Below are 25,835 nucleotides of genomic sequence, written 5' to 3'. Positions count from 1 at the left end.
TTACATGCGCTCCAGGGTTTCCAGGCCGAGCAGTTCCAGACCTTGCTTGAGGGTGCGACCCGTCAGGGCTGCCAGGCGCAGGCGGCTCTGCTGTTGCTCGGGGGTTTCGGCGGCGAGGATCGGGCAATTCTCGTAGAAGCTGGAGAACAGGCCAGCCAGGTCGTACAGGTAGGTGCACAACACGTGCGGGGTGCCCTTGTCCGCGACGTTGTTGAGGATCTCGCCGAATTGCGCCAGGCGTGCAGCCAGGTCCTGCTCGTGTGCAGCCTGCAGGACGATGCGGCCTTCCACCTCGTCGAAGCCCTTGCCCAGCTTGCGGAACACGCCGGCCACGCGGGTGTAGGCGTACAGCAGGTAGGGCGCGGTGTTGCCTTCGAAGTTGAGCATCAGCTCAAAGTTGAAGCTGTAGTCGCTGGTGCGGTGCTTGGACAGGTCTGCGTATTTCACCGCGCCGATACCGACCACTTCACCGATGTGGCGCAATTCGTCCTCGGCCAGGCTCGGGTTTTTCTCCTTGACCAGTGCGTAGGCACGTTCCTTGGCCTCGGTGAGCAGGTCGATCAGCTTCACGGTGCCGCCGTCACGGGTCTTGAACGGGCGGCCATCGGCGCCGTTCATGGTGCCGAAGCCCATGTGTTCCATTTGCATCGGGTGGCCGACGAAACCGGCGCGGCGCGCCACTTCGAACACCTGGTTGAAGTGCAGTGCCTGGCGCTGGTCGACGAAGTACAGCGCGCGGTCGGCCTTGAGCACATTGCTGCGGTAGCGCACGGCAGCCAGGTCGGTGGTGGCGTACAGGTAGCCGCCGTCGGCCTTCTGCACGATCACGGGCAGCGGCTCGCCTTCGCTGTTCTTGAACTCTTCGAGGAACACGCACTGGGCGCCTTGGTCCTCGACCAGCAGGCCTTTGGCCTTGAGGTCGGCAACCACGTTGGCGAGGTCGGCGTTATAGGCGCTTTCGCCCATCACGTCGGCCATGGTCAGTTTGACGTTGAGCAGCTCGTAGGTTTTCTGGCAGTGCGACAGCGAAATGTCCTTGAAGCGCGTCCACAGCGCCATGCACTCAGGGTCGCCGGCCTGCAGCTTGACCACCAGGCCGCGAGCGCGGGTGGCGAATTCTTCGGACTCGTCGAAGCGCTTCTTGGCGGCGCGGTAGAAGTTCTCCAGGTCGGACAGCTCGTCGCTGGTGATCGGGTTTTCTTCCAGATAGGCCAGCAGCATGCCGAACTGAGTACCCCAGTCGCCCACGTGGTTCTGGCGGATGACCTGGTCACCCAGGAACTCCAGCACGCGGGCGACGCTGTCACCGATGATGGTGGAGCGCAAGTGGCCGACGTGCATCTCTTTGGCCAGGTTCGGTGCCGACATGTCGATCACCACCTTCTGCGCAGGGCCAGCCTTGCGCGCACCCAGGTGCGCATCGGCAAGGGCGGCGTCCAGGCGGTTGGCCAGGGCGTCGGTGTTCTGGAAGAAGTTCAGAAAGCCTGGGCCTGCGATCTCGACCTTGCTGATGTCGGCACTGGCCGGCAGGGCTGCAATCAGCTTTTCGGCGAGGTCGCGCGGCTTCATGCCAGCCGGCTTGGCCAGCATCATTGCGATGTTGCTGGCGAAGTCGCCGTGGGTCTTGTCCCGGGCGTTTTCCACCTGGATCGCCGGCGACAGCCCTTCAGGCAGCACACCGTCGGTGACGAGTTGGGTGAGGGCTTGCTGGATCAGCTGGCGAATGGTGTCTTTCATGGGGATCTCTTTTCGACCGCTAGCGCGGTGGAGCGCCTGGGTGCGCAGGTGGAAAAACTGGGCATTATCCGTTGCTGGGGCCGGGTTGCCAACCTTTGAGCTGCAAGCTTCAAGCTGCAAGAACAAACGCCATCGCCCGGCCTGCTCTTGCTCTTGCTTGTAGCTTGCAGCTTACAGCTCAATATAGGTCGACCGGGTCGACATCCAGCGACCAGCGTACTTGCCGCCCGCCTGGAAGCTGCTCCAACACTAGCAACCAGGCACTGATCAGTCGATGCAGCGGTGCCCGGGTTTCGGCCTGTATCAGCAATTGCGCACGGAAGCGCCCGGCCTTGCGCTCCATCGGAGCAGGCACCGGGCCCAACAGTTCAATGCCGGGCAAGCGCTGCTCGGTCACCAGCCGCTGCGCGGCGCTGCAGGCTTCGTCGAGAAAACCTTCGGCCTGCCCTGGCTTGTGCGCTTCGGCGCGCAGCAGGGCAAGGTGGGAATACGGTGGCAGGCCAGCGGCGCGGCGCTCGTCCAGCGCCTGTTCGGCAAAGGCGAAGTAGCCTTGCTCGGTCAACTGCACCAGCAGCGGGTGGTCGGCCAGGTGCGTCTGGATGACCACTTTGCCGGGTTCCTCGGCACGCCCCGCGCGCCCGGCGACCTGCACGATGAGCTGGGCCATGCGCTCGGTGGCGCGGAAGTCGCCGGAGAACAACCCGCCATCAGCATCGAGAATCGCGACCAAGGTCACCCGCGGAAAGTGATGCCCCTTGGCCAGCATCTGCGTCCCGACCAGGATGCTCGGCTGGCCGCGCTGAATGGTGCTGAACAAATTGTGCATCGCGTCCTTGCGCGCCGTGCTGTCGCGGTCGACCCGCAGGATCGGGTAATCGGGGAACAGTACCTTCAGACGTTCCTCGGCGCGCTCGGTGCCTGCACCTACCGGGCGCAAGTCGACATGGTCGCACTTGGGGCACTGGTGCGGCAGGCGTTCGTCGTACCCGCAATGGTGGCAGCGCAGTACGCCGGCGCGCTGATGCACGGTCATGCGGGCATCGCAGCGCGGGCATTCGCTGAGCCAGCCGCAGTCGTGGCACAGCAGCGTCGGGGCGAAACCGCGGCGGTTGAGGAAAACCAGCACCTGCTGGCCTGCTTCCAGTGTCTGGCGGATGGCCTGTTGCAGCGGGCCGCTGATGCCGCTGTCCAGCGGCAGGCTTTTCACATCCAGGCGTAGCATGCGTGGCGGGCGCGCGCCTCCTGCGCGCTGGTTCATGCGCAGCAGGCGGTAGCGGCCGGTCAGGGCATTGTGCAGGGTTTCCAGCGAAGGGGTGGCCGAGCCGAGCAGGATCGGGATGTTCTCCTGGTGAGCGCGCACCATCGCCAGGTCGCGGGCGTGGTAGCGCAGGCCTTCCTGCTGCTTATAAGAGCCGTCATGTTCTTCGTCGATGATGATCAGGCCCGGGTTCTTCATGGGAGTGAACAGCGCCGAGCGCGTGCCGATGATGATATCCGCCTCGCCATCTCGCGCCGCCAGCCAGGCGTCGAGGCGTTCGCGGTCATTGACGGCCGAATGCACCAAGGCGATGCGTGCGTTGAAACGCTGTTCGAAACGCGCCAGGGTTTGCGGGCCGAGGTTGATTTCCGGGATCAGCACCAGCGCCTGCTTGCCGGCTTCCAGGGTTTCGCGGATCAGTTGCAGGTAGACCTCGGTCTTGCCGCTGCCGGTAACGCCGGCCAGGAGGAACGCATTGAAGCTGCCAAAGCCATCGCGCACGGCCTCGAAGGCCACTCGCTGTTCTTCGTTGAGCGGCAGTTCCGGCTGGGCCAGCCAGTGCTCATGGCGTTGATCCGGCAGGTGGCGGCGTACTTCGAGCTGAACCAAGTCCTTGGCCAGTAACAGGTCAAGGCTGTCCTTGTTAAGGTTGAGCTTGCTCAGCAGGCTGTGCGCAACGCCGTGCGGGTGTTGCGCCAGCGTTCTGAGGGCGTCCCGCTGGCGCGGTGCGCGGGCGATGCGCGGGTCTTCCAGGCGGGCACCTGGGGCCACGTGCCAGAAGCGCTCCTGGCGCATCTCGGCCGGCTCGCCCTGGCGCAGCAAGGTGGGCAAGGCCCAGCTCAGGGTGTCGCCGAGGCTGTGCTGGTAGTACTGGGCCGTCCACAGGCACAGCTTGAACAGCGGCGCCGGCACCGGTGAAACCGGGTCGAGCAGGGCGCTGGCCGGTTTGAGCTTGTCGGCAGGGACCTCGCTGTGGTCGCAGACCTCCACCAGCACGCCGATCATCTCGCGGCGGCCGAACGGCACCCGGATGCGCATTCCCGGGGTGAGTGCCTGGTGCGCCATGCTCGCCGGCGCCCTGTAGTCGAACAGGCGACGCAGGGGGGAGGGCAGGGCAAGGCGCAGGATGACGTCGGACACGCGTAAGGTCTCGCAGGGCGTTTCGAAGACTGGCGAGCCTATCAGACGACAGTCGGTGCAAGCGACAACTTGCGTCGACGCGGCGCTCTGGTATTATTCCCCGCCTAATTACGTGCGGTATTCAACAATTGGTGTTGGGTGGCGGCACGCAGCTCGAGGAAGTGACCATGAAAGCTGATATTCATCCGAACTACGAAGCAGTTGCTGTGACCTGCAGCTGCGGCAACAAATTCGAAACCCGTTCGACCCTGGGCAGCACCCTGGCGATCGACGTTTGCAACCTGTGCCACCCGTTCTACACCGGTAAGCAGAAAGTGCTGGACACCGGTGGTCGCGTTCAGCGCTTCGCCGATCGCTTCGGTATGTTCGGTACCAAGAAGTAATCATGCGCATGGCGAATCCTTCGGGCTTCGCGTTGTTGCTGAAAAAGGCGCCCCTTGTGGGCGCCTTTTTTGTGGGCGCGCTCTGGCAAGTGCCGGCCCTGGCGTTTTGCCCATTGCCGGACAGGCCGCAGATCGTGGCGGTGCGTCAGGTGGTCGATGGCGATACCCTGCGCCTTACCGATGGTCGCAGCGTGCGCATGATTGGCATCAACGCCCCGGAGATAGGGCGCAAGGGGCGCACCAGCGAACCTTTTGCCGAGGCCGCCAAGCGGCGTTTGCAAGCCTTGGTCAAAGCCAGCGACGGCCGTGTCGGCTTGGTGCTCGGCGTCGAGCCCAAGGACAAGTACGGCCGCACGCTGGCACACGTTTACGCCCGTAGTGGCGACAATCTTGAAGCCCGATTGCTTGGCGAAGGGCTTGGCTATCGCGTCGCGGTTGCGCCCAATGTGCGTTTGGTGGCGTGCCAGCGAGTGGCCGAGCAATCGGCGCGCAAGGCAGGCGCTGGCCTTTGGCGCCCTTCACCGGTACTTCGCGCCAGCCAGGTTCGCCAGTCGGGCTTCGCGGTGATCGGCGGCAGCATCCGGAATATTGCACGCAATCGCGGTGGAGTCTGGCTGGAACTTGAAACTGACGTGGTGCTGCAGGTTCCCGCTCGTCTGCAACGCAACTTCCCCGTCGGCTTCTTCGATAACCTCAAAGGACGCCAGGTCGAGGCGCGGGGTTGGGTGCTGGATCGTTCCCGCAAGGGTGGGCTCAAGCCGGGGCAGCGACGCTGGGTGTTGCCAATCACCGATCCGAGCATGCTGGAACGCATTTCAAGCTGAAAAGATGTAGACATTTCGCTATTGGATTGTACACACTGTTGTTCGAATGCCCCCGTGTGTTATAGCGTAAAGTCGTAGGCTAAAGGCCTTGACACAAGTGACCGACCAGTCTTGTGGCTCCCCGGCTCTTTGCGTATCCTCGGCGGTCCGTCAGAACAGTAAATAGCGGAATGCCCACCATGTCAGACCTGAAAACCGCCGCTCTCGAATACCACGCTCAACCTCGTCCGGGGAAACTGAGCGTCGAGCTCTCCAAGCCCACCGCCACCGCCCGCGATCTCGCCCTGGCCTACAGCCCAGGTGTTGCAGAACCGGTGCGTGAAATCGGCCGTGATCCTGAGCTGGCCTACAAATACACTGGCAAGGGCAACCTTGTTGCAGTTATTTCCGATGGCACCGCCATCCTCGGTCTGGGTGACCTTGGCCCACTGGCTTCCAAGCCGGTCATGGAAGGCAAGGGCGTTCTGTTCAAGCGTTTCGCCGGTATCGACGTGTTCGATATCGAAGTCGAGTCGGAAAGCCCGCAAGCTTTCATCGACACCGTTCGCCGCATTTCGATCACCTTCGGTGGCATCAACCTCGAAGACATCAAGGCACCCGAGTGCTTCGAAATCGAGCGCACCCTGATCGAGCAGTGCGATATTCCGGTGTTCCACGATGACCAGCACGGCACCGCTATCGTTACCGCTGCCGGCATGATCAACGCCCTGGAAATCGCGGGCAAGAAGCTCGAAGACGCCAAGATCGTCTGCCTGGGTGCCGGCGCTGCCGCCATCTCTTGCATGAAGCTGCTGGTCAGCATGGGCGCCAAGGTCGAAAACATCTTCATGATCGACCGTAGCGGCGTGATCCACGCTGGCCGTGACGACCTGAACCAGTACAAGGCCCAGTTCGCTCACGCTACCGACAAGCGCACCCTGGCTGATGCCCTGGACGGTGCCGATGTGTTCGTTGGCCTGTCCGGCCCGAACCTGCTGAGCGCGGAAGGCCTGAAATCGATGGCTGCCAACCCGATCGTGTTCGCCTGCTCGAACCCGGACCCGGAGATCTCGCCAGAGCTGGCTCATGCCACCCGCAACGACGTGATCATGGCTACCGGTCGTTCCGACTACCCGAACCAGGTCAACAACGTGCTGGGCTTCCCATTCATCTTCCGTGGTGCCCTGGACGTTCGCGCCAAGCGTATCAACGAAGAAATGAAGATCGCCGCCGCTATCGCCCTGAAGGACCTGGCCAAGCTGCCGGTGCCTAAGGAAGTTTGCGAAGCCTATGGCGTTGAAGGCCTGGAATTCGGCCGTGAGTACATCATTCCGAAGCCGCTGGACGCACGCCTGATCACCGTCGTTTCCGATGCCGTAGCCAAGGCTGCCATCGAATCCGGCGTGGCTACCCTGCCATATCCGAAGCACTACCCGCTCAACAGCGTTGACGAAGTATTCAACGGCTGAAGCAGGGTGCAAAAAAGAACCGGCTCATATGAGCCGGTTTTTTTTTGGGTTCAAGCTGCAAGCTGTCGGCTCAGAACAAATCCATGGGCGCCGCTTCATCGGCCGGCAGCGGGCTGCCCGGCGCTGCACCGTTGCCCAGTTCATCCACCGATGGTGGCGAATCTTCAGCCTTGAACAGTTCGAAATACGCGTTAGGCGTGCTCGGGGAGGCCGCACGGCCGCTGACCGGGTCGACACGCAGGCTGAGGATGCCTTCCGGTTCTGCAGGCGGGTGGTTGGGCTTGTCCTTCAGGGCCGCGCCCATGAAGCTCATCCAGATCGGCAGGGCAGCCGTCCCGCCGTATTCGCGGCGACCCAGGGTTTCCGGCTGGTCGAAACCGACCCAGACGGTAGTGACGTAATCGGCGTTGTAGCCGGAGAACCAGGCATCCTTGGACTCGTTGGTGGTGCCGGTCTTGCCCGCCAGGTCCGTACGACCCAGGGCCAGGGCGCGGCGCCCGGTCCCGCGTTTGATCACGTCCTGCAGCATGCTGGTGAGGATATAGGTGGTACGGCCATCGATGATCTGCTCGGCGGTTACCGGTGCCTGTGTGGCGGGTGCAGGCTGGCCAGGAACCGACGGCGCCTCACCAGGCAGCGACGCCGTGCTGATCGGCTGCTCTGGTGCCGCCAGGCCTGCGTCGTCCTCGGCGCCCTGCGGCACGCGCGCAGGGTTGGCGGTGAACAGCGTCTCGCCGTTGCGGCTCTCGATGCGCTCGATCAGGTACGGGTTGATCTTGTAACCGCCGTTGGCGAAGGTGCTCCAGCCAGTGGCGATTTCCATGGGCGTCAGGGTCGCGGTGCCCAATGCCAGCGACAGGTTGGGCGGCAGATCCTGCTTGTTGAAGCCGAACTTGGTGATGTAGTCGATGGTGCGGCCTACGCCCATGGCCTGCAGCAAGCGGATCGATACCAGGTTGCGCGACTTGTACAGCGCTTCGCGCATGCGAATCGGGCCGAGGAAGGTGTTGGTGTCATTCTTGGGTCGCCATTCCTTGTCCAGGTATTCGTCGACGAACACGATCGGAGCGTCGTTGACCAGGCTGGCGGCGGTGTAGCCGCTGTCCAGCGCCGCGCTATAGATGAACGGTTTGAAGCTTGAGCCGGGCTGGCGCTTGGCCTGCATGGCGCGGTTGTAGTTGCTCTGCTCGAACGAGAAACCGCCAACCAGCGCACGGATGGCGCCGTTGTAAGGGTCCAGCGTGATCAGCGCGCTCTGCGCTGCCGGTACCTGGCTGAACTTGAGTTTGCCGTCGTCCAGCCGCTGCACGCGCACCAGGTCGCCAACCTGGGCCACGTCTGCCGGCGATTGTGGCGCCCGGCCCTGCGCATTGCTATTGATGAACGGGCGCGCCCACTTCATGGTGTCCCATGCGACATCTTCTTCCTTGCCGCCGCGGGTCAGTACTTTCAGGCCGCTTTTCTCAACCTGGGTAACGATGGCCGGCTCCAGCCCGCCCAAGGTGCGCTGCTTGTTCAATTCCTGCAGCCAGGCAGCCTGGCCTTTGCCCGGGAAGCGCGATTCAGGGCCGCGGTAGCCGTGGCGCTCATCATAATCGGACAGGCCACCGTGAACGGCCTTGTTGGCGATTTCCTGCATGTCGCTCGGCACTGTGGTGGTGACGCGGAAACCCTCGGTATACGCATCGCTGCCATAGCGGCCAACCATTTCGGCACGGGCCATCTCGGCGATGTAAGGCGCGTTAACCTCCGGCGCCGATACGTGGTAGCTGGCGTTGAGCGGTTCGGCCAGGGCGGCCTGGTAGCTCGCCTCGTCAATCTTGCCGAGCTTGTACATGCGGCCCAGGATCCAGTCGCGACGCTCTTTTGCACGCACCGGGTTGGCCAGAGGGTTGAAGCGCGACGGTGCCTTGGGCAGGCCGGCGATCATCGCCATCTGCGCCAGGCTCACGTCACGGATCGACTTGCCATAGTAAACCTGTGCGGCAGCGTCGATGCCGTAGGCGCGGTTGCCCAGGTAGATCTTGTTCACGTACAGCTCGAGGATCTCGTCCTTGGTCAGTTCGCGCTCGATCTGCAGGGCCAGGAGAATCTCGTTGGTCTTGCGCGAGAAGCTGCGCTCGCTGGTGAGGAAGAAGTTCTTCGCCACCTGCATGGTGATTGTGCTGCCGCCGGTCTGTATATGACCGGTTTTCACCAGTTGGGTCGCGGCGCGCATCAGGCTGGCCGGGTCAACGCCGTAGTGATTGAGGAAATTGTCGTCCTCGGCTGACAGAAGCGCCTGAATGAATTGCGGGGGAATGTCCGCGAAACGGATGGGCGAGCGGCGCATTTCGCCAAACTCGGCGATCAGCTTGCCGTCGCTGCTGTACACCCTCAGGGGGATCTGCAACTGGATGCTTCTGAGCGAATCGACCGACGGCAGGTTGGGACTAAGATACAGAAACGCACCGCTCACACCGAGTACGAGCGCGCAGATGACTGCGACGAAAGACCACCAGAAGAACTTCAGCAGACGTATCAAGGCTTTTGGGTGTCCAGGTTGAGGGGTGAATTGCGCACGGAGCCGGCGGACGAAAAAACGCTGGGCATTATAAGCATTTTTCGCCTCGCCGGGTGACCGGCCGGGCGGCCCGCTGCACCTTCCGGCCATCAAGCCTTGGTGCTGGCGCGGGTTTCAGGGCTGTCACAAAGGAGCAGCGATGCTTGGACGCATTGGCAAGGATGCCGGTTCACTGTTGGGGGTTGAAATTGCCGTCGATTCGGTTCGGCTTGTACAACTGCAACGCAGAAAAGGGCGCTGTGAGCGTCTTGCCTGGGAGGTTGAGCGATTCGAGCCCACAGGTGCTGCTGATTGGTGGCAAGTGGCTGATCGCGTCGTGGCGGCGCTGCGTAGCGCTTGTCGGCGCAGTGGCAGTCGCCAGCGCCGGGTCGCAGTGGCCCTGCCTGCCTCGCAGGTAATCTGCAAGTTGTGCCAGCTACCGGCAGACCAGCCAGTAGCCGAAATGGAGGCGCAACTTCTGGCTGATGCGGACAGGTTGTTTCCTTTCCCGCTGGAAGACCTGGTGATGGACTTCCAGGTGTTGGGGGCTTCATGTGGGCAGGCTGGCGCGCGTGATGTTCTGGTGGTGGCCTGCCGGCAGACCCTGCTGCAGTCGTTGGAAGCGATTTTCGATGACGCTGGGTTGCTGCTGGAAGTCGTCGAGGTCGACAGCATCGCCTTGCGGCGAATGATGCCGCAACCGGGTGCAGACGGCTGCGCGCTGCTGCGCCTTGAGCCCGGCAGCGCTACGCTGCATTGCTGGTCACAGGGTGTATTGCCGCAGCGGCGCGAAGTGCCCCTGGGCCGGCTGGCCGAACTGTTTGTCGATGACCTGCAGGTGCAAGACCTGCTTCTGGCTGGGAGCCTGCAGCTTGAGCAAGGTCGGCTCGGTGACTTGATTGACCGGTTGGAAGTACCTTATCGGGCGTTGCCCCAGGTGGCTGGCCTTGCATGTCACGACGACAACATGGCATTGGCGTCTGCCCTGGCGCTGGGAGCTTTGCGCTGATGCTGCGTATCAATCTTTTGCCCTGGCGCGAACAGCAACGCTTGGCGGCGCTTCGCCGTTTTCAGCTCATGCTGATTGGCAGCGTGGTGCTGGCACTCTGTGTTGTGTTGTTGATGGACCAGCTGGCGCGCCAGCGGGCGCAGCATCAGGCCGCTGCCAACCTGGGGCGCCAGGCCGCGATCGCGGGGCTCAATAGGCAGCTGGAGCAGCTTGACGTCATTCAGCAGGCCCTCGACGCAGCAAGGGCCCAAACCGCCTCGCTGGACGCTTTGTTTGCGGACCGAGGGCTTCTCACGGCGCTGTTCAGCGATCTGGAGCGGGCATTGCCCGAGGGCGTTCAGGTTGTCGAACTGAAGGTCGAGGGTGAGCGGTTGCACTTGGTTGGGCTGGCCGCTTCCAGCGCTGTGATAGCGCAATTGATGCGTGATCTCGGGCGCTCCGGGATATTGCTCGACCTGGAATTGAAGCGGATCAAGAGCTTGCCTGCTGGTGAAGAGTTTTTGCTGCTGGCGCGGATGTCGGGCTCTTGGTCGTGAAGCTGCGCGTGCGTCTGGACTGGCAGGCCCTGGTAGCTCGCTCGCGCTTGTTCCGATGTGCCCTGCCGATAGCCGCGGCGTGCCTGGTGCTTGCGGTCGGCTGCCTGATTCGTTGGCCGGAATGGCGGCAACTGCAGCAGGCAGCGCAGGTAAACCAAAGGGCCCTCAACGACAAGCATCATGCCAAGGCCACCCAGGTGTTGGCGCATGTGCATGCACCGCAAGCGCTGAGTGAAGCCCAGCGGCACCTGCACGATATGCGATGGCGCCTGGCAGCCGGGGGCGAAATCAGCGATCTGCTCGATCAGTTGGCCGCGTCGGGGCATGTGCATGGGCTGCATTTCGAGCAACTTGAGGTACTGGATGAGCAGAAGAAGGCAGGTTTCGCACGAACGCCGCTGGATGTGCAGGTAGTTGGGCGTTACGCGGCGTTGCGACTTTGGCTCGATGAGTGGCTTGGGCAGGTTCGCCTGCTGCGTGTCGGCGACATGCATCTGGCCGATGCTCAAGGCAGGCCCGGCTTGCTGCGATTGAGGCTGCGGGTTGACGCCTTCCACGCCGATGGGCCGGTGGCAGAGCCGGAATCATTGGCCTGGATACCCGCCCGGGGTGAGGTCTTGCCAGCGGTTCTCGATCCGTTTTCGACGTGGTCGGGTCGCGTTGTCAGGCGAGGGCTCGCCTCTGTCCCGCTGGCTCAGCTGGAAATGGTCGGAAGCTTGTCCCGGGGCATGGAACATGAGGCTTTGCTGTCATCTGCCGGGAGGCTCTATCGCGTGCGTTCCGGTGACCGTCTGGGGCGCGATGGGGGGCTGGTGGAACGCGTGGATGAGCACCAGGTAACGGTGCGCGAGCGGTTGTTCGTGGGCGGCACTTGGCGCGAGCGCACGGCATTTCTGAGGCTCAGGCAGGGCGTGGACGGGGAGATCAGGGAAGATCATGAACAGGTTGATGAAGTGGGTGGTGGCGGCCTTGCTGCCGATGCCGTTGCTGGCGGCAACGCCTTATCGGGGTGAGCCGATTTCGCTGAACTTCCAGGACGTGGAAGTGCGCCTGGTGTTGCAGGTGCTGGCCGATTATGCCGGCATCAACCTGGTCGCCAGCGACACGGTGCAGGGCAGTATTACCTTGCGTCTGCAGGATGTTCCCTGGGATCAGGCTTTGGAGCTGGTGTTGCGCAGCAAGGGCCTGGCCCGGCGCGAAGAGGGCAAGGTGCTGTTGGTGGCGCCAGCGGCTGAGCTGGCCGAACAAGCCCTGGGCGCGCGTATAGGCTTGGAGCTGGACGCCCAATCGCAGCCGTTGCGCCGCGAGTTGCTGCCGATACACCACGCCGAGGCCTCAGAGCTTGCCGAATTGCTGCTGGCCACGCTGGCCGATGACGGCATTCTGACGGGGCGCGGTAGTTTGAATGTGGATGTGCGCACCAATACGCTGGTGGCGCACCAGCCTGAGGAGCGGCTTGCCGAGCTGCGCCAGTTGGTGGCGCAACTGGATGTGCCGGTACGGCAGGTAGAGATCGAGGCGCGCATCGTCGAGGCCAATGTCGATTACGAGAAAAGCCTTGGGGTGCGCTGGGGCCCGCGGCTCTACAGCGAAGCTGCTGTTTTGGGCAAGGACGTGTTTGTCGATCTTGGGGTGGAACGGGCCGGTTCCAGCATTGGCCTGGGGGTGTTGCGTGGGAGCGTGCTGCTGGACCTTGAACTCAGCGCCATGGAGAAGACCGGCAATGGTGAAATCATCTCCCAGCCCAAGGTGGTCACCGCCAATAAGGAAACCGCCCGCATCCTCAAAGGCACCGAAGTCCCTTACCAGGAGACCACGAAGAGTGGCGCTACCTCGGTTGCATTCCGCGAGGCTTCGCTGTCGTTGGAGGTCACTCCGCAGATTACGCCGGACGGCAAGGTGATCATGACGGTCAAGGTGACCAAGGACGAGCCTGATTTCGTCAATGCCTTGAACGATGTGCCGCCGATCCGCAAGAACGAGGTCAATGCCAAGGTACGGGTAGCTGACGGGGAAACCATCGTCATTGGCGGTGTGTATTCGACCACGCAAAACAATGTGGTCGACAAGGTGCCATTTTTCGGTGATCTGCCGTATGTTGGGCGGCTGTTTCGACGCGATGCATTACAAGAGAAAAAATCCGAGCTGCTGGTCTTCCTGACTCCGCGTATCATGAATGACCAGGCGATTGCTGTGAGTCGTTGATTCTGTGCGAAATTTGATACTTGTAGGGCCCATGGGCGCTGGAAAAAGCACCATCGGGCGCCTGTTGGCCAAAGAGCTGCGCCTGCTGTTCAAAGATTCCGACAAGGAAATCGAACTGAAAACAGGCGCCAACATCCCGTGGATCTTCGACAAAGAAGGCGAGCCGGGCTTCCGTGATCGTGAGCAGGCGATGATCGCCGAGCTCTGCGCGCTCGATGGCGTGGTCGTGGCGACCGGCGGCGGCGCGGTGATGCGCGAGGCCAACCGCCAGGCTCTGCACCATGGTGGCCGGGTGATCTACCTGCATGCCTCGGTGGAACAGCAGGTCGGGCGTACTGCGCGCGATCGCAATCGCCCTTTGCTGCGTACTGCCAATCCGGAGGCGACTTTGCGTAGCCTTCTTGAAGCACGCGATCCGCTCTACCGTGAGATCGCCGACATCGTGGTTGAAACCGACGAACGGCCCCCGCGCATGGTCGTACTGGATATTCTCGAGCGCTTGCAGCAGTTGCCGCCCCGGTAGGCCGGGACTATTCTCGGCCAGCGCCGAGGCGAGGTTCAACGTTACCGCGTGGGTCGCTCAGCCGACGCCGCGCCCAAGTACATTGTGGGGATACATGCAGACACTAAAGGTCGACCTGGGCGAGCGCAGCTACCCGATCTACATTGGCGAAGGCCTGCTTGAGCAGCCAGAACTGCTGGCGCCGCACATTGCCGGCCGGCAGGTTGCCATCGTTTCCAACGAGACCGTCGCGCCCCTGTATCTCGAACGTCTGAGCAAGACGCTGGGTGCCTATTCGGTGCTGCCAGTGATCCTCCCGGATGGCGAAGCCCACAAAAACTGGGAAACCCTGCAGTTGATTTTCGACAGCCTCCTCACGGCCCGGCACGACCGCCGCACCACGGTGGTGGCCCTCGGTGGTGGCGTTATCGGCGACATGGCCGGCTTCGCTGCGGCGTGCTATCAGCGCGGCGTCGATTTCATCCAGGTACCGACCACCCTGCTGTCCCAGGTCGACTCCTCTGTCGGCGGCAAGACCGGCATCAACCATCCGCTGGGCAAGAACATGGTGGGTGCGTTCTACCAGCCCAACGCCGTGCTGATCGACACCACCACCCTCAACACCCTGCCCGAGCGCGAGCTGTCGGCGGGCCTGGCCGAAGTGATCAAGTACGGGCTGATCTGCGACAAGCCCTTCCTTGGTTGGCTCGAGGACAATATCAAGGCTTTGCGCGCCCTCGAGCCAGCGGCGCTGACCGAAGCGATCCAGCGCTCGTGTGCAGCCAAGGCTGCGGTGGTCGGGGCTGACGAACGTGAGTCTGGTGTGCGCGCAACGCTCAACCTGGGGCATACCTTCGGGCATGCCATCGAAACGCACATGGGCTACGGTGTCTGGTTGCACGGCGAAGCTGTGGCAGCGGGTACGGTGATGGCCCTGGAGATGTCGATGCGTCTGGGCTGGATCGATCAGTCCGAGCGCGATCGCGCAATCCGCCTGCTGCAGGATGCAGGTTTGCCGGTGGTGCCACCACAGGAAATGACCCCGGCGCATTTCATGGAGCATATGGCGGTCGACAAAAAGGTGATCGATGGGCGTTTGCGTCTGGTGCTCCTGCGCCAGATGGGCGAAGCCGTGGTTACCGACGACTATCCGAAAGAGATTCTTCAGGCCACGCTGTCGGCGGATTACCGCGCGATCGTGGCCCAGCTTTGAGGTTGTGACAGCGCAATGACCAGTTTGCATGCCGATGAGGCGTTTCTCGACCATTACCAGTTGAGCCACGATCCGTTCGCGCCGCGTGTGCCCGGCTTCAAGTTTTTCCCTGCCCAGCGCAAGCCTGTGCTCGGCCAACTGCACCACCTGGCCCGTTACAGCCAGCTGATGCTGGTGGTTACAGGCCCGGTCGGCAGCGGCAAGACGTTGTTGCGCCAGGCCTTGGTGGCCAGCACCAACAAGCAGTCGGTGCAGAGCGTCGTGGTATCGGCGCGCGGCGCCAGCGATGCTGCCAGCGTGCTGGGCCAGGTGGCCCAGGCGCTGGACGTGGCTCCGGCGGAAGTTCAGGCGATCCTCTCCAAGGTGGTACAGCTTGCCCTCACCGGGCAGGAAGTCTATTTACTGGTCGACGATGCGGAACAACTCGACGAGTCGGCACTCCAAGCGTTGCTGGAGCTGGCGGCAGGTGTCCCGGAGGGGCGCCCGCACGTGTTCCTGTTCGGCGAAGCGTCGCTGATCGCCGGGTTGGATGAGATCCATGTCGAGGAAGAGCGTTTCCACGTCATCGAACTCGCCCCCTACAGCGAGGAAGAGACCCGCGAGTACCTGGAGCAGCGCCTGGAAGGTGCAGGCCGGGGCATCGAGGTGTTCACCCATGAGCAGATCGTCGATATTCATGAACACTCCGACGGTTGGCCTGGCAACATCAACCAGGTCGCCCGCGATACCTTGATCGAAGCCATGATCGCCAGCCGTAGTACGGCGAAGCGACCAACCATGGGGTTCAAAATGCCTAAGAAACACGTGCTCGCGCTGTCCGCTGTCGTTGTAGTGGCCGTTGCTGCCGCGGTTCTCATGCCCAAGAAAAGCGACAAGGCGGCTACGGATGCGCCCGCAGCCCAAGCCCAATTGCCGCTGGGGGAAGCAAAGCCCGCTGACCCGGCCATCGAATTCTCAGGCTCGTCGCAGCCGATGCCACTGCCCCTGGTTGGCCAGTCGCAGCCGGTGATGCGCGAGCCGCTGGCGCAGGCCGCCGGCATGGGGGATGGTGAAGAAGGTGGCCCGGCGGACAGCACTGCGCTGCAGCCAGGCAATCCGCCAACGGTAACGACCATCGCACCACCGCAGGGTGAAGCTGCAGGCCCCGCACCGACCATGGCTCAGGCTACCACCAGTACGCCGCCGGCCCAGCCGGTTGCGCCTGTGCAGAAGCCGGTAGCAACCCAGCCGGCCAAGCCGGTTGCACCCGCCAAGCCCGCTCCTGCACCGACCCAGGTTGCCACTGCCAAGCCCGCTGCCAAACCTGCAACAGGCGGCAGCGGAAACAGCGGCTGGTACTCCGGACAGAAGCCTGGCAATTATGTAGTGCAGATCCTTGGTACCAGCTCCGAAGCGTCGGCGCAGGCCTTCGTCAAGGCGCAGGGTGGCGACTATCGCTACTTCAAGAAAAGCCTGCAGGGCAAGCCGCTCTACGTGGTCACCTATGGTAGCTTCGCCAACCGCGATGCAGCGGTTGCGGCAATCAAGAACTTGCCAGCGAAGGTTCAGGCTGGTAAACCTTGGCCACGTACTGTCGCCAGCGTCCAACAAGAGCTGGCCACGGCCCGCTGATACCTTCCGGGCGGCACCACCCCGCCGCCCAGTTGCTGAGCGATAACTGACTTTCGTCTAGCCTGCTGCGCCCGAGCGCGGCAGGCTTTTCTGTCCCAGGCTGCCGGCCACAAGCCAATCTTGCAGTCATGGCTGAAACGCTTCAGACTCGAGCCAAGCCGCTATCACGGCGCGTGGCGCAAAAACATTCAAAATTGCGACATAAATTTTCAATGGTGAGACATGAAAATTTGTGGGCATCGCTGTCGCTGTGCAACAATGGTTTTCCATGGCCACCGCAAAAAAGCTGGCATTTGATCGGCGTGGATGGTAAGTGGTTGTTAAAAAAGAGATTTGCCTCCGGTTGAGAGGTGAACCTGGTGAGAAAGTGTCTATGAAAACAGGTCTGTACCATCCCGAAGAATTCAAGGACAACTGTGGTTTTGGCCTGATCGCCCATATGACGGGCGAACCGAGCCACCACCTTCTGCAAACGGCCATGCAGGCCCTGACTTGCATGACCCACCGTGGCGGCATCAACGCCGACGGCAAGACCGGTGACGGTTGCGGTCTGCTCATGCAGAAACCCGATCAATTCCTGCGTGCCGTGGCCCAGGAGCACTTTGCCGTCGAGCTGCCCAAGCAGTACGCCGTTGGCATGGTGTTCTTCAATCAGGACCCGGTAAAAGCCGAAGCCGCTCGCGCCAACATGGATCGCGAAATCATCGCTGCCGGCCTGACCCTGGTTGGCTGGCGCAAAGTCCCGATCGACACCAGCGTGCTCGGCCGCCTGGCGCTGGAGCGCCTGCCGCAGATCGAGCAGGTGTTCATCGGCGGTGAAGGCCTGAGCGATCAGGAATTCGCCATCAAGCTGTTCAGTGCCCGTCGCCGTTCGTCCGTGGCCAACGCCCACGACGCCGACCACTACATCTGCAGCTTCTCGCACAAGACCATCATCTACAAAGGCCTGATGATGCCGCGCGATCTCGCGGCCTTCTATCCCGACCTGGACGACGAGCGCCTGCAAACCGCGATCTGCGTGTTCCACCAGCGCTTCTCCACCAACACCCTGCCGAAATGGCCGCTGGCGCAGCCGTTCCGCTTCCTCGCCCACAATGGCGAGATCAACACCATCACCGGTAACCGCAACTGGGCGATGGCCCGTCGCACCAAGTTCGCCAACGACCAGATCCCCGACCTCGAAGAGCTCGGCCCGCTGGTCAACCGCGTAGGCTCCGACTCCTCGAGCATGGACAACATGCTGGAGCTGATGGTCACCGGCGGTATCGACCTGTTCCGCGGCGTGCGCATGCTGGTACCGCCAGCCTGGCAGAACGTCGAGACCATGGACGCCGACCTGCGCGCCTTCTACGAATACAACTCCATGCACATGGAACCGTGGGACGGCCCGGCCGGCATCGTCATGACCGAAGGCCGTCATGCGGTCTGCCTGCTTGACCGCAACGGCCTGCGCCCGGCGCGCTGGGTGACCACCAAGAATGGCTATATCACCCTGGCGTCGGAAATCGGCGTGTGGGACTACAAGCCTGAAGATGTCATCGCCAAGGGCCGTGTCGGCCCAGGCCAGATCTTCGCGGTGGATACCGAGACCGGCCACATCCTCGACACCGATGCCATCGACAACCGCCTGAAGTCGCGCCACCCGTACAAGCGCTGGCTGCGTCAGCACGCCTTGCGCATCCAGGCGACGCTCTCCGACGACCAGGGCGCGGCCAGCTACGACGCTGACCAGCTCAAGCAGTACATGAAGATGTTCCAGGTCACTTTCGAAGAGCGTGACCAGGTACTGCGCCCACTCGGCGAGCAAGGCCAGGAAGCGGTCGGTTCGATGGGTGACGACACGCCAATGGCCGTGCTGTCGCAGCGCGTGCGTTCGCCTTACGACTTCTTCCGCCAGCAGTTCGCCCAGGTTACCAACCCGCCGATCGACCCGCTGCGCGAAGCGATCGTCATGTCGCTGGAGATCTGCCTGGGTGCCGAGCGCAACATCTTCCAGGAATCTCCTGAGCATGCCTCGCGGGTAATCCTCAGCTCCCCGGTCATCTCGCCCGCCAAGTGGCGTTCGTTGATGAACCTGGAGCGCGAAGGCTTCGACCGTCAGCTGATCGACCTCAACTACGAGCAAGGCATCGGCCTGGAAGCGGCCATCCGCAACATCGCCGATCAGGCTGAAGAAGCGGTGCGCGCGGGCAAGACCCAACTGGTGCTCAGCGACCGCTACATCGCCCCGGGTAAGCTGCCGGTGCACGCTTCGTTCGCCGTTGGCGCGGTCCACCACCGCCTGACGGAAAAAGGCCTGCGTTGCGACAGCAACATCCTGGTCGAAACCGCCACTGCCCGTGACCCGCACCACTTCGCCGTGCTGCTGGGCTTCGGCGCCTCTGCGGTGTACCCGTACCTGGCGTATGAAGTGCTGGCCGACCTGATCCGCACCGGCGAAGTGCTGGGCGACCTGGACGAAGTCTTCAAGTACTACCGCAAAGGCATCTCCAAGGGCCTGCTGAAGATCCTGTCGAAGATGGGCATCTCCACCATCGCCTCCTACCGTGGTGCTCAGCTGTTCGAGGCCGTAGGCCTGGCCGAAGAAGTGGTCGGCCTGAGCTTCAAAGGCGTGTCCAGCCGCATCAAGGGTGCGCGTTTCGTCGACCTCGAGGGCGACCAGAAGCTGCTCGCCGCTGAAGCCTGGAGCGCGCGCAAGCCGATCCAGCAGGGCGGCCTGCTCAAGTTCGTCCACGGTGGCGAGTACCACGCCTACAACCCGGATGTGGTCAATACCCTGCAGGCCGCCGTGCAGCAGGGCGACTACGCCAAGTTCAAGGAGTACACCACGCTGGTCGACCAGCGCCCGGTGTCGATGATCCGCGACCTGCTGAAAGTGAAGGTTGCCGACGAGGCCCTGCCGCTGGATCAGATCGAGCCGCTGGAGGCGATCCTCAAGCGCTTCGACTCCGCCGGTATCTCGCTGGGTGCGCTGTCGCCAGAGGCTCACGAAGCGCTGGCCGAGGCGATGAACCGCCTGGGCGCGCGTTCCAACTCCGGTGAGGGCGGTGAAGACCCCTCGCGCTATGGCACCATCCGCAGCTCCAAGATCAAGCAGGTGGCCACCGGCCGCTTCGGTGTGACCCCGGAATACCTGGTCAATGCCGAAGTGCTGCAGATCAAGGTTGCCCAGGGCGCCAAACCGGGCGAGGGCGGCCAGTTGCCCGGCGGCAAGGTCAACGGCCTGATCGCCAAGCTGCGCTATGCGGTACCGGGCGTGACCCTGATCTCGCCGCCACCGCATCACGATATCTACTCGATCGAAGACCTGGCCCAGCTGATCTATGACCTCAAGCAGGTCAACCCCCAAGCCCTGGTGTCGGTCAAGCTGGTGGCAGAGGCTGGCGTTGGCACCATCGCTGCTGGTGTGGCCAAGGCCTACGCCGACCTGATCACCATCTCCGGTTATGACGGTGGTACCGGTGCTTCGCCGCTGACCTCGATCAAGTACGCCGGCGCCCCGTGGGAGCTTGGCCTGGCCGAAACCCACCAGACCCTGCGCGGCAACGACCTGCGCGGCAAGGTACGGGTACAGACCGACGGCGGCCTGAAAACCGGCCTGGATGTGATCAAGGCCGCCATCCTCGGCGCCGAAAGCTTTGGCTTCGGTACCGCACCGATGATCGCCCTGGGCTGCAAGTACCTGCGCATCTGCCACCTGAACAACTGCGCCACTGGCGTGGCCACGCAGAACGACAAGCTGCGCAAGGACCACTACATCGGCACCGTCGACATGGTGATCAACTTCTTCACCTTCGTCGCCGAGGAGACGCGCGAGTGGCTGGCCAAGCTGGGTGTGCGTAGCCTGGGCGAGCTGATCGGCCGCACCGACCTGCTCGACGTGCTGCCAGGCGATACCGAGCGCCAGCACTACCTGGACCTGTCGCCGCTGTTGGGCAGCTCGCACATCCCGGCTGACAAGCCGCAGTTCTGCGAAGTCGACAAGAACCCGCCGTTCGACAAGGGCGAGCTGGCCGAGAAAATGGTCGAAATGGCCCTGCCGGCCATTCGCGACCAGGCCGGTGGCGAGTTCGCGCTCGACATCTGCAACTGTGACCGCTCCATTGGTGCGCGCATCTCCGGCGAAATCGCCAAGCTGCACGGCAACCAGGGCATGGCCGCAGCGCCGATCACCTTCCGCTTCAAGGGCACTGCGGGCCAGAGCTTCGGCGTGTGGAACGCCGGTGGTCTGAACCTGTACCTGGAAGGAGACGCCAACGACTACGTCGGCAAAGGCATGACCGGTGGCAAGGTCACCATCGTGCCGCCAGCCGGCAGCCCGTTCGAAACCCAGCACAGCGCCATCGTCGGCAACACCTGCCTGTACGGCGCCACGGGCGGCAAGCTGTTCGCCGCCGGCACCGCGGGCGAGCGCTTCGCTGTGCGTAACTCCGGCGCCCATGCTGTTGTCGAGGGTACTGGCGATCACTGCTGTGAATACATGACCGGTGGCTTTGTCTGCGTTCTGGGCAAGACCGGTTACAACTTCGGCTCTGGCATGACTGGCGGCTTCGCCTACGTGCTCGACATGGACAACAGCTTCGTCGACAAGCTCAACCACGAGCTGGTGGAAATCCAGCGTATCAGTGGTGAAGCGATGGAAGCCTACCGTAGCCACCTGGCGCGGGTCCTTGGCGAATACGTGGAAGAAACCGGCAGCGAGTGGGGGCGTGAGCTCTCGGAAAACCTGGACGACTATGTGCGGCGCTTCTGGCTGGTCAAGCCGAAGGCGGCCAACCTCAAGCAACTGCTGTCCAGCACCCGTGCCAACCCGCAGTAAAAACAGCTGCAAGTGGCAAACCTCAAGCTGCGAGTAATAGCAGCTCGAGGTTTGCCCGGCTTAAGTGATCGTCTTGCGGCTTGCAGCTTGTAGCTTGCAGCTGCTGTTAAGAGGTTTTGAAAAATGGCTGAACGTCTGAGTAACGACTTCCAGTTCATCGAAGTGGGCCGCAAGGACCCAAAGAAAAAGCTGCTGCGCCAGCGCAAGAAGGAGTTCGTGGAAATCTACGAGCCCTTCAAGCCCCAGCAGTCCGTAGAGCAGGCACACCGCTGCCTGGGCTGCGGTAACCCCTATTGCGAGTGGAAGTGCCCGGTGCACAACTTCATCCCGAACTGGTTGAAGCTGGTCTCCGAAGGCAACATCCTGGCTGCGGCGGAGCTCTCGCACCAGACCAACACCCTGCCGGAAGTCTGCGGCCGTGTGTGCCCGCAGGACCGCCTGTGCGAGGGTGCCTGCACCCTGAACGATGGCTTCGGCGCGGTGACCATCGGTTCGGTCGAGAAGTACATCACCGACACCGCCTTCGCCATGGGTTGGCGCCCGGACATGTCCAAGGTCAAACCGACCGGCAAGCGCGTTGCCATCATCGGTGCTGGCCCGGCAGGCCTGGGCTGTGCCGACGTGCTGGTGCGCGCCGGGGTTACCCCGGTGGTGTTCGACAAGAACCCGGAAATCGGCGGCTTGCTGACCTTCGGCATCCCTGAGTTCAAGCTGGAAAAGACCGTGCTGAGCAATCGTCGCGAAGTCTTTACCGGCATGGGTATCGAGTTCCGCCTGAACACCGAAGTGGGCACCGATATCACCATGGAACAGCTGCTCGCCGAGTACGACGCCGTGTTCATGGGCATGGGTACCTACACCTACATGAAAGGCGGCTTCCCGGGCGAGGACCTGCCGGGCGTGCATGACGCGCTGGACTTCCTGATCGCCAACGTCAACCGCAACCTGGGCTTCGAGAAGTCGCCGCAAGACTTCGTCGACATGCAGGGCAAGAAGGTCGTGGTGCTGGGCGGTGGCGACACCGCAATGGACTGCAACCGCACCTCGATCCGCCAGGGTGCCAAGGCGGTGACCTGTGCCTACCGTCGTGACGAAGCCAACATGCCGGGCTCGCGCAAAGAGGTGAAGAACGCCAAGGAAGAAGGCGTGAAATTCCTCTACAACCGTCAGCCGATCGCCATTGTCGGTGAAGACAAGGTCGAAGGCGTGAAGGTGGTCGAGACCCGTCTTGGCGAGCCTGATGCCCGTGGTCGTCGCAGCCCTGAGCCAATCCCGGGTTCCGAAGAAATCCTCCCGGCGGACGCCGTGGTGATCGCTTTCGGCTTCCGCCCAAGCCCGGCACCTTGGTTCGAGCAGCATGGCATCCAGATGGACAGCCAAGGCCGCGTGGTGGCCCCGGAGAAAGGTAAGTTCAAGCACCAGACCAGCAACCCGAAAATCTTTGCCGGTGGCGATATGGTGCGCGGTTCGGACCTGGTGGTGACCGCCATCTTCGAAGGTCGTACCGCTGCCGAAGGTATCCTGGATTACCTCGAAGTCTGATGTGACCGATGGGGCCGCACAGCGGCCTCATCGCTTTTTGTATACAAAATTGCTTGATCCACGGCACCCAATAGACAAAACGCATGGTCTCAACCGTGCCTTTTGCGCTGGCGTCTGAGAAAATGCCCGCACTTTTTTGCCGGATGCCGACATGACTGCCCTGAAGAACGATCGTTTCCTGCGTGCACTGCTCAAGCAACCCGTAGACGTCACCCCTGTATGGATGATGCGCCAGGCCGGCCGTTACCTGCCGGAATACCGCGCCAGCCGCGCCAAGGCCGGTGACTTCATGAGCCTGTGCATGAACCCGCAGTTCGCCTGCGAGGTCACCCTGCAGCCGCTGGAGCGCTACCCGCTTGACGCAGCGATCCTGTTCTCGGACATCCTCACCATTCCCGATGCCATGGGCCTGGGCCTGTACTTCGAGACCGGCGAAGGTCCGCGTTTCAAGAAGGTCATCAGCACCCCGGCCGACATCGAAGCCCTGCCAATCCCTGATCCGCAGAAAGACCTCGGCTACGTGATGGATGCCGTCAGTACCATTCGGCGCGAGCTCAACGGCCGTGTGCCGCTGATCGGTTTCTCCGGCAGCCCGTGGACCTTGGCCACCTACATGGTCGAAGGTGGTTCGTCCAAAGACTTCCGCAAGACCAAGGCGATGGCCTACGACAACCCGCAGGCCCTGCACCTGCTGCTGGACAAGCTGGCACAGTCGGTCACCAGCTACCTCAACGGGCAGATCCTGGCCGGCGCCCAAGCCGTGCAGATCTTCGACACCTGGGGCGGCAACCTGTCGGCGGCGGCGTATCAGGAGTTCTCCCTGGCCTACATGCGCAAGATCGTCAGCGGCCTGATCCGTGAGCACGATGGGCGCAAGGTGCCAGTAATCCTGTTCACCAAGAACGGCGGCCTGTGGCTGGAGAGCATCGCCGAAGCCGGCGCTGATGCCCTGGGTCTGGACTGGACCTGCGAGATCGGCGACGCCCGCCGCCGCGTTGGCGACAAGGTTGCCCTGCAAGGCAACATGGACCCGACCGTGCTGTACGCCAAGCCTGAGGCCATTCGCAACGAAGTGGCACGGATCCTGGCGAGCTATGGCAAGGGTACCGGCCACGTGTTCAACCTGGGTCACGGCATTACGCCGGAGGTCGACCCGGAGCATGCGGGTGTGTTCATCAACGCCGTGCATGAGCTGTCGGCGCAGTATCACCAGTGATCTGAATGGCAGTCAGTCAAGCGATTTGGGGCCGCTTTGCGGCCCATCGCCGGCAAGCCGGCTCCCACAGGTACGGCGCACAGCTCAACAACTGCGCGGTCCTTGTAGGAGCCGGCTTGCCGGCGGGCCGTTTTTTGTTGCATTAAGTTTTAATTCAGCGATTGTCGCTAATCTGGTCCCATCGAAACCGAAACAGGACCCGATCCTCATGAAAGCTCGTTACTTCGCTCTGATTCTCGCCCCCTTGTTCAGTACCGCTGCCTTGGCCGCCGGCTATACCGGCCCGGGCGCCCAGTCGGTGACTACCGTCGCGGCTGCCAATGACGCAGCCGATGACACGCCCGTGGTGCTGCAGGGTTATGTCACCAAGAAGATCAACAACGACGACAAGTACGAATTCAAGGACAACACCGGCACCATCACCGTTGAGATCGACGATGAAGACCTGCCGCCGACGCCGTTCAACGACAAGACCAAGGTCAAGCTGACCGGCGAGGTGGAAAAGCACCTGATGAGCCGTGAAGTGGATGTGGATATTGTCGAGATCGTGAACTGATCTGAAGCCCCAATCGCCGGCAAGCCGGCCCCCACAGGTATCCCACTGCCCTTGAATACAGTGGTTTACCTGTGGGGGCCGGCTTGCCGGCGATTGGGCTGCACAGAGCAGCCCTGTTTCAGGCAGCCTTGGGCGCCAGCTTGCTCAGGTGCAACGCCACCAGCAACGCCACCGCCAGGAGGCTGCCGATGAACAGCCCGATGCCACTCCAGCCCCATTGGTGCCAGAACACCCCGCCTGCCGTCCCCGCCACACTCGACCCCGCGTAATAGCAGAACAGGTACAGCGAAGACGCCTGGCCCTTGGCCTTCAGCGCTCGGCGGCCGATCCAGCTGCTGGCCACCGAATGCGCTCCGAAGAAGCCGAAGGTAAAGATCAGCATGCCGACGATGATCATCACCAGTGGGCTGGCCAATGTCATCAACAGCCCGCCCGCCATGACCAGAATGCTCGCCCAGAACACCCGGCGGCGCCCCAGTTTATCTGCCAGCGCACCCACTTGTGCCGAGCTGTAGATACCCGACAGATAGACCACCGAGAGCAAACCGACCAGCGCCTGGTTCATGTGATACGGCTCGGCGAGCAGCCGATAGCCTATGTAGTTGAACAGGGTGACGAATGCGCCCATCAACAGGAAGGCTTCGAGGAACAGCCAGGGCAGACCCGCGTCCTTGAAGTGCATGACGAAGCCATCCAGCAGGCTGCGCGGTTTGAGCGTCTGCGCCCTGAAATTGCGCGATTCGGGCAGCACCTTCCAGAACACCAGCGCTGCGATCAGGGCCAAACCACCGATGGTCAGCATTGCCGTGTGCCAGCTGACGAAGTCGATCAGCACGCCTGTGATCAGCCGACCGCTCATGCCGCCGATGGCATTGCCACCGATATACAAGCCCATGGCCAGGCCGATGTGCTGCGGGTGGATTTCTTCACTCAGGTAGGTCATCGCCACAGCTGCCAGGCCGCTCAGCGACAGGCCGACCAGCGCCCGCGTGGCGAGTACGCCTTCCCAGGTCGGCATCACTGCGCTGACCATGGTCGATAACGCGGCGCAGAGCAGCGCGAATACCATCACCGGCTTGCGCCCGATGCGGTCGGAAATCGGCCCGGTGATCAGCAGGCCGAACGCCAGCATGCCGGTCGACACCGACAGTACCAGGCTGCTCTGCGCGGCATTGATCGAAAACTCCTGCGACAGCAGCGGCATCATCGGCTGCACGCAATACAGCAGGGCGAAGGTCGCGAAGCCGCCGCTGAACAGGGCCAATACGGTCTTCATAAAGGCAGGGGTGCCTTT

At 62.6% G+C, this 25,835-nt stretch carries 18 protein-coding genes; 14 read left to right on the top strand and 4 right to left on the bottom strand.

Annotated features, from left to right (window positions below; translation table 11 throughout):
- Nucleotides 1–1,737: an arginine--tRNA ligase gene (argS, locus tag IWW33_RS09375; protein WP_115273369.1), complete on the bottom strand. Its 1,737-nt coding sequence runs from the start codon at nt 1,735–1,737 to the stop codon at nt 1–3.
- Between the two features lie 178 nt (nt 1,738–1,915).
- Nucleotides 1,916–4,135 carry a primosomal protein N' gene (locus tag IWW33_RS09370; RefSeq protein WP_115273370.1) on the bottom strand — a complete coding sequence of 740 codons (2,220 nt, stop codon included), beginning with the start codon at nt 4,133–4,135 and terminating at the stop codon, nt 1,916–1,918.
- Nucleotides 4,136–4,302: 167 nt separating this feature from the next.
- On the opposite strand from IWW33_RS09370, the gene rpmE reads away from it, so the two are divergent.
- The 3 genes from rpmE to IWW33_RS09355 all read left to right on the top strand — a co-directional run bounded on the left by rpmE (nt 4,303) and on the right by IWW33_RS09355 (nt 6,790).
- A complete protein-coding gene (gene rpmE, locus IWW33_RS09365; RefSeq protein ID WP_012312321.1) occupies nt 4,303–4,518 on the top strand; it encodes a 50S ribosomal protein L31 in 216 nt (71 codons plus the stop codon).
- Between the two features lie 2 nt (nt 4,519–4,520).
- The gene (locus IWW33_RS09360) at nt 4,521–5,342 is read left to right on the top strand and encodes a thermonuclease family protein (protein WP_046787048.1); all 822 of its coding nucleotides are present in this window, start codon (nt 4,521–4,523) and stop codon (nt 5,340–5,342) included.
- 179 nt (nt 5,343–5,521) lie between these two features.
- The gene (locus tag IWW33_RS09355; protein ID WP_039603148.1) at nt 5,522–6,790 is read left to right on the top strand and encodes a malic enzyme-like NAD(P)-binding protein; all 1,269 of its coding nucleotides are present in this window, start codon (nt 5,522–5,524) and stop codon (nt 6,788–6,790) included.
- A 70-nt stretch (nt 6,791–6,860) separates the two neighbouring features.
- On the opposite strand, the gene IWW33_RS09350 is transcribed toward IWW33_RS09355, so the two are convergent.
- Nucleotides 6,861–9,314 (bottom strand): penicillin-binding protein 1A, encoded by a 2,454-nt coding sequence (locus IWW33_RS09350; protein WP_115273372.1) that lies wholly within the window; start codon nt 9,312–9,314, stop codon nt 6,861–6,863.
- 178 nt (nt 9,315–9,492) lie between these two features.
- Here IWW33_RS09350 and pilM point away from each other — a divergent pair, with 178 nt between their 5' ends.
- From pilM to IWW33_RS09295, 11 genes are all read left to right on the top strand, one after another.
- A complete protein-coding gene (pilM, locus tag IWW33_RS09345) occupies nt 9,493–10,341 on the top strand; it encodes a pilus assembly protein PilM (RefSeq protein ID WP_115273373.1) in 849 nt (282 codons plus the stop codon).
- Nucleotides 10,341–10,877, top strand: a complete 537-nt coding sequence (locus tag IWW33_RS09340; RefSeq protein ID WP_174141015.1) for a PilN domain-containing protein — start codon at nt 10,341–10,343, stop codon at nt 10,875–10,877. The genes pilM and IWW33_RS09340 overlap by 1 nt, the downstream gene beginning before the upstream one ends.
- Nucleotides 10,874–11,890, top strand: coding sequence for a pilus assembly protein PilP (locus tag IWW33_RS09335; protein ID WP_174141014.1), 1,017 nt, complete (start codon nt 10,874–10,876; stop codon nt 11,888–11,890). Before IWW33_RS09340 ends, IWW33_RS09335 begins: the two co-directional genes overlap by 4 nt.
- The gene (locus IWW33_RS09330; RefSeq protein WP_115273375.1) at nt 11,814–13,082 is read left to right on the top strand and encodes a secretin N-terminal domain-containing protein; all 1,269 of its coding nucleotides are present in this window, start codon (nt 11,814–11,816) and stop codon (nt 13,080–13,082) included. Before IWW33_RS09335 ends, IWW33_RS09330 begins: the two co-directional genes overlap by 77 nt.
- A 4-nt stretch (nt 13,083–13,086) precedes the next feature.
- Nucleotides 13,087–13,605, top strand: a complete 519-nt coding sequence (gene aroK, locus IWW33_RS09325; protein ID WP_039602073.1) for a shikimate kinase AroK — start codon at nt 13,087–13,089, stop codon at nt 13,603–13,605.
- Between the two features lie 94 nt (nt 13,606–13,699).
- Nucleotides 13,700–14,797 carry a 3-dehydroquinate synthase gene (gene aroB, locus IWW33_RS09320; protein WP_174141013.1) on the top strand — a complete coding sequence of 366 codons (1,098 nt, stop codon included), beginning with the start codon at nt 13,700–13,702 and terminating at the stop codon, nt 14,795–14,797.
- 15 nt (nt 14,798–14,812) lie between these two features.
- Nucleotides 14,813–16,408: an AAA family ATPase gene (locus IWW33_RS09315; protein WP_046787054.1), complete on the top strand. Its 1,596-nt coding sequence runs from the start codon at nt 14,813–14,815 to the stop codon at nt 16,406–16,408.
- A 373-nt stretch (nt 16,409–16,781) separates the two neighbouring features.
- Complete coding sequence (gene gltB / locus IWW33_RS09310) at nt 16,782–21,227, top strand: glutamate synthase large subunit (RefSeq protein ID WP_119688134.1); 4,446 nt, start codon at nt 16,782–16,784, stop codon at nt 21,225–21,227.
- Between the two features lie 123 nt (nt 21,228–21,350).
- A complete protein-coding gene (locus tag IWW33_RS09305) occupies nt 21,351–22,769 on the top strand; it encodes an FAD-dependent oxidoreductase (RefSeq protein ID WP_115273377.1) in 1,419 nt (472 codons plus the stop codon).
- A 151-nt stretch (nt 22,770–22,920) separates the two neighbouring features.
- On the top strand, nt 22,921–23,985 hold the full coding sequence (gene hemE, locus IWW33_RS09300; RefSeq protein ID WP_115273378.1) for a uroporphyrinogen decarboxylase: 1,065 nt from the start codon (nt 22,921–22,923) through the stop codon (nt 23,983–23,985).
- A 208-nt stretch (nt 23,986–24,193) separates the two neighbouring features.
- A complete protein-coding gene (locus IWW33_RS09295; RefSeq protein WP_115273379.1) occupies nt 24,194–24,541 on the top strand; it encodes a NirD/YgiW/YdeI family stress tolerance protein in 348 nt (115 codons plus the stop codon).
- A gap of 118 nt (nt 24,542–24,659) precedes the next feature.
- Here IWW33_RS09295 and IWW33_RS09290 read toward each other — a convergent pair whose 3' ends face one another.
- Nucleotides 24,660–25,817 (bottom strand): MFS transporter, encoded by a 1,158-nt coding sequence (locus IWW33_RS09290; RefSeq protein WP_231386354.1) that lies wholly within the window; start codon nt 25,815–25,817, stop codon nt 24,660–24,662.
- Nucleotides 25,818–25,835: the final 18 nt, after the last annotated feature.

Origin of the sequence: Pseudomonas sp. M2 (assembly GCF_015751845.1) — a bacterium.
GTDB lineage: Bacteria > Pseudomonadota > Gammaproteobacteria > Pseudomonadales > Pseudomonadaceae > Aquipseudomonas > Aquipseudomonas putida_E.
This window is presented reverse-complemented; position numbering and strand designations above follow the sequence as displayed.

Bases quoted from the DNA above. Each gene is read 5' to 3' on its own strand.
- IWW33_RS09305 (WP_115273377.1), top strand. From the start codon at position 21,351: ATGGCTGAACGTCTGAGTAACGACTTCCAGTTCATCGAAGTGGGCCGC.
- IWW33_RS09360 (WP_046787048.1), top strand. From the start codon at position 4,521: ATGCGCATGGCGAATCCTTCGGGCTTCGCGTTGTTGCTGAAAAAGGCG.
- gltB (WP_119688134.1), top strand. From the start codon at position 16,782: ATGAAAACAGGTCTGTACCATCCCGAAGAATTCAAGGACAACTGTGGT.
- IWW33_RS09340 (WP_174141015.1), top strand. From the start codon at position 10,341: ATGCTGCGTATCAATCTTTTGCCCTGGCGCGAACAGCAACGCTTGGCG.
- argS (WP_115273369.1), bottom strand. From the start codon at position 1,737: ATGAAAGACACCATTCGCCAGCTGATCCAGCAAGCCCTCACCCAACTC.
- IWW33_RS09330 (WP_115273375.1), top strand. From the start codon at position 11,814: ATGAACAGGTTGATGAAGTGGGTGGTGGCGGCCTTGCTGCCGATGCCG.
- IWW33_RS09295 (WP_115273379.1), top strand. From the start codon at position 24,194: ATGAAAGCTCGTTACTTCGCTCTGATTCTCGCCCCCTTGTTCAGTACC.
- IWW33_RS09315 (WP_046787054.1), top strand. From the start codon at position 14,813: ATGACCAGTTTGCATGCCGATGAGGCGTTTCTCGACCATTACCAGTTG.
- hemE (WP_115273378.1), top strand. From the start codon at position 22,921: ATGACTGCCCTGAAGAACGATCGTTTCCTGCGTGCACTGCTCAAGCAA.
- IWW33_RS09355 (WP_039603148.1), top strand. From the start codon at position 5,522: ATGTCAGACCTGAAAACCGCCGCTCTCGAATACCACGCTCAACCTCGT.
- aroB (WP_174141013.1), top strand. From the start codon at position 13,700: ATGCAGACACTAAAGGTCGACCTGGGCGAGCGCAGCTACCCGATCTAC.
- rpmE (WP_012312321.1), top strand. From the start codon at position 4,303: ATGAAAGCTGATATTCATCCGAACTACGAAGCAGTTGCTGTGACCTGC.
- IWW33_RS09290 (WP_231386354.1), bottom strand. From the start codon at position 25,817: ATGAAGACCGTATTGGCCCTGTTCAGCGGCGGCTTCGCGACCTTCGCC.
- pilM (WP_115273373.1), top strand. From the start codon at position 9,493: ATGCTTGGACGCATTGGCAAGGATGCCGGTTCACTGTTGGGGGTTGAA.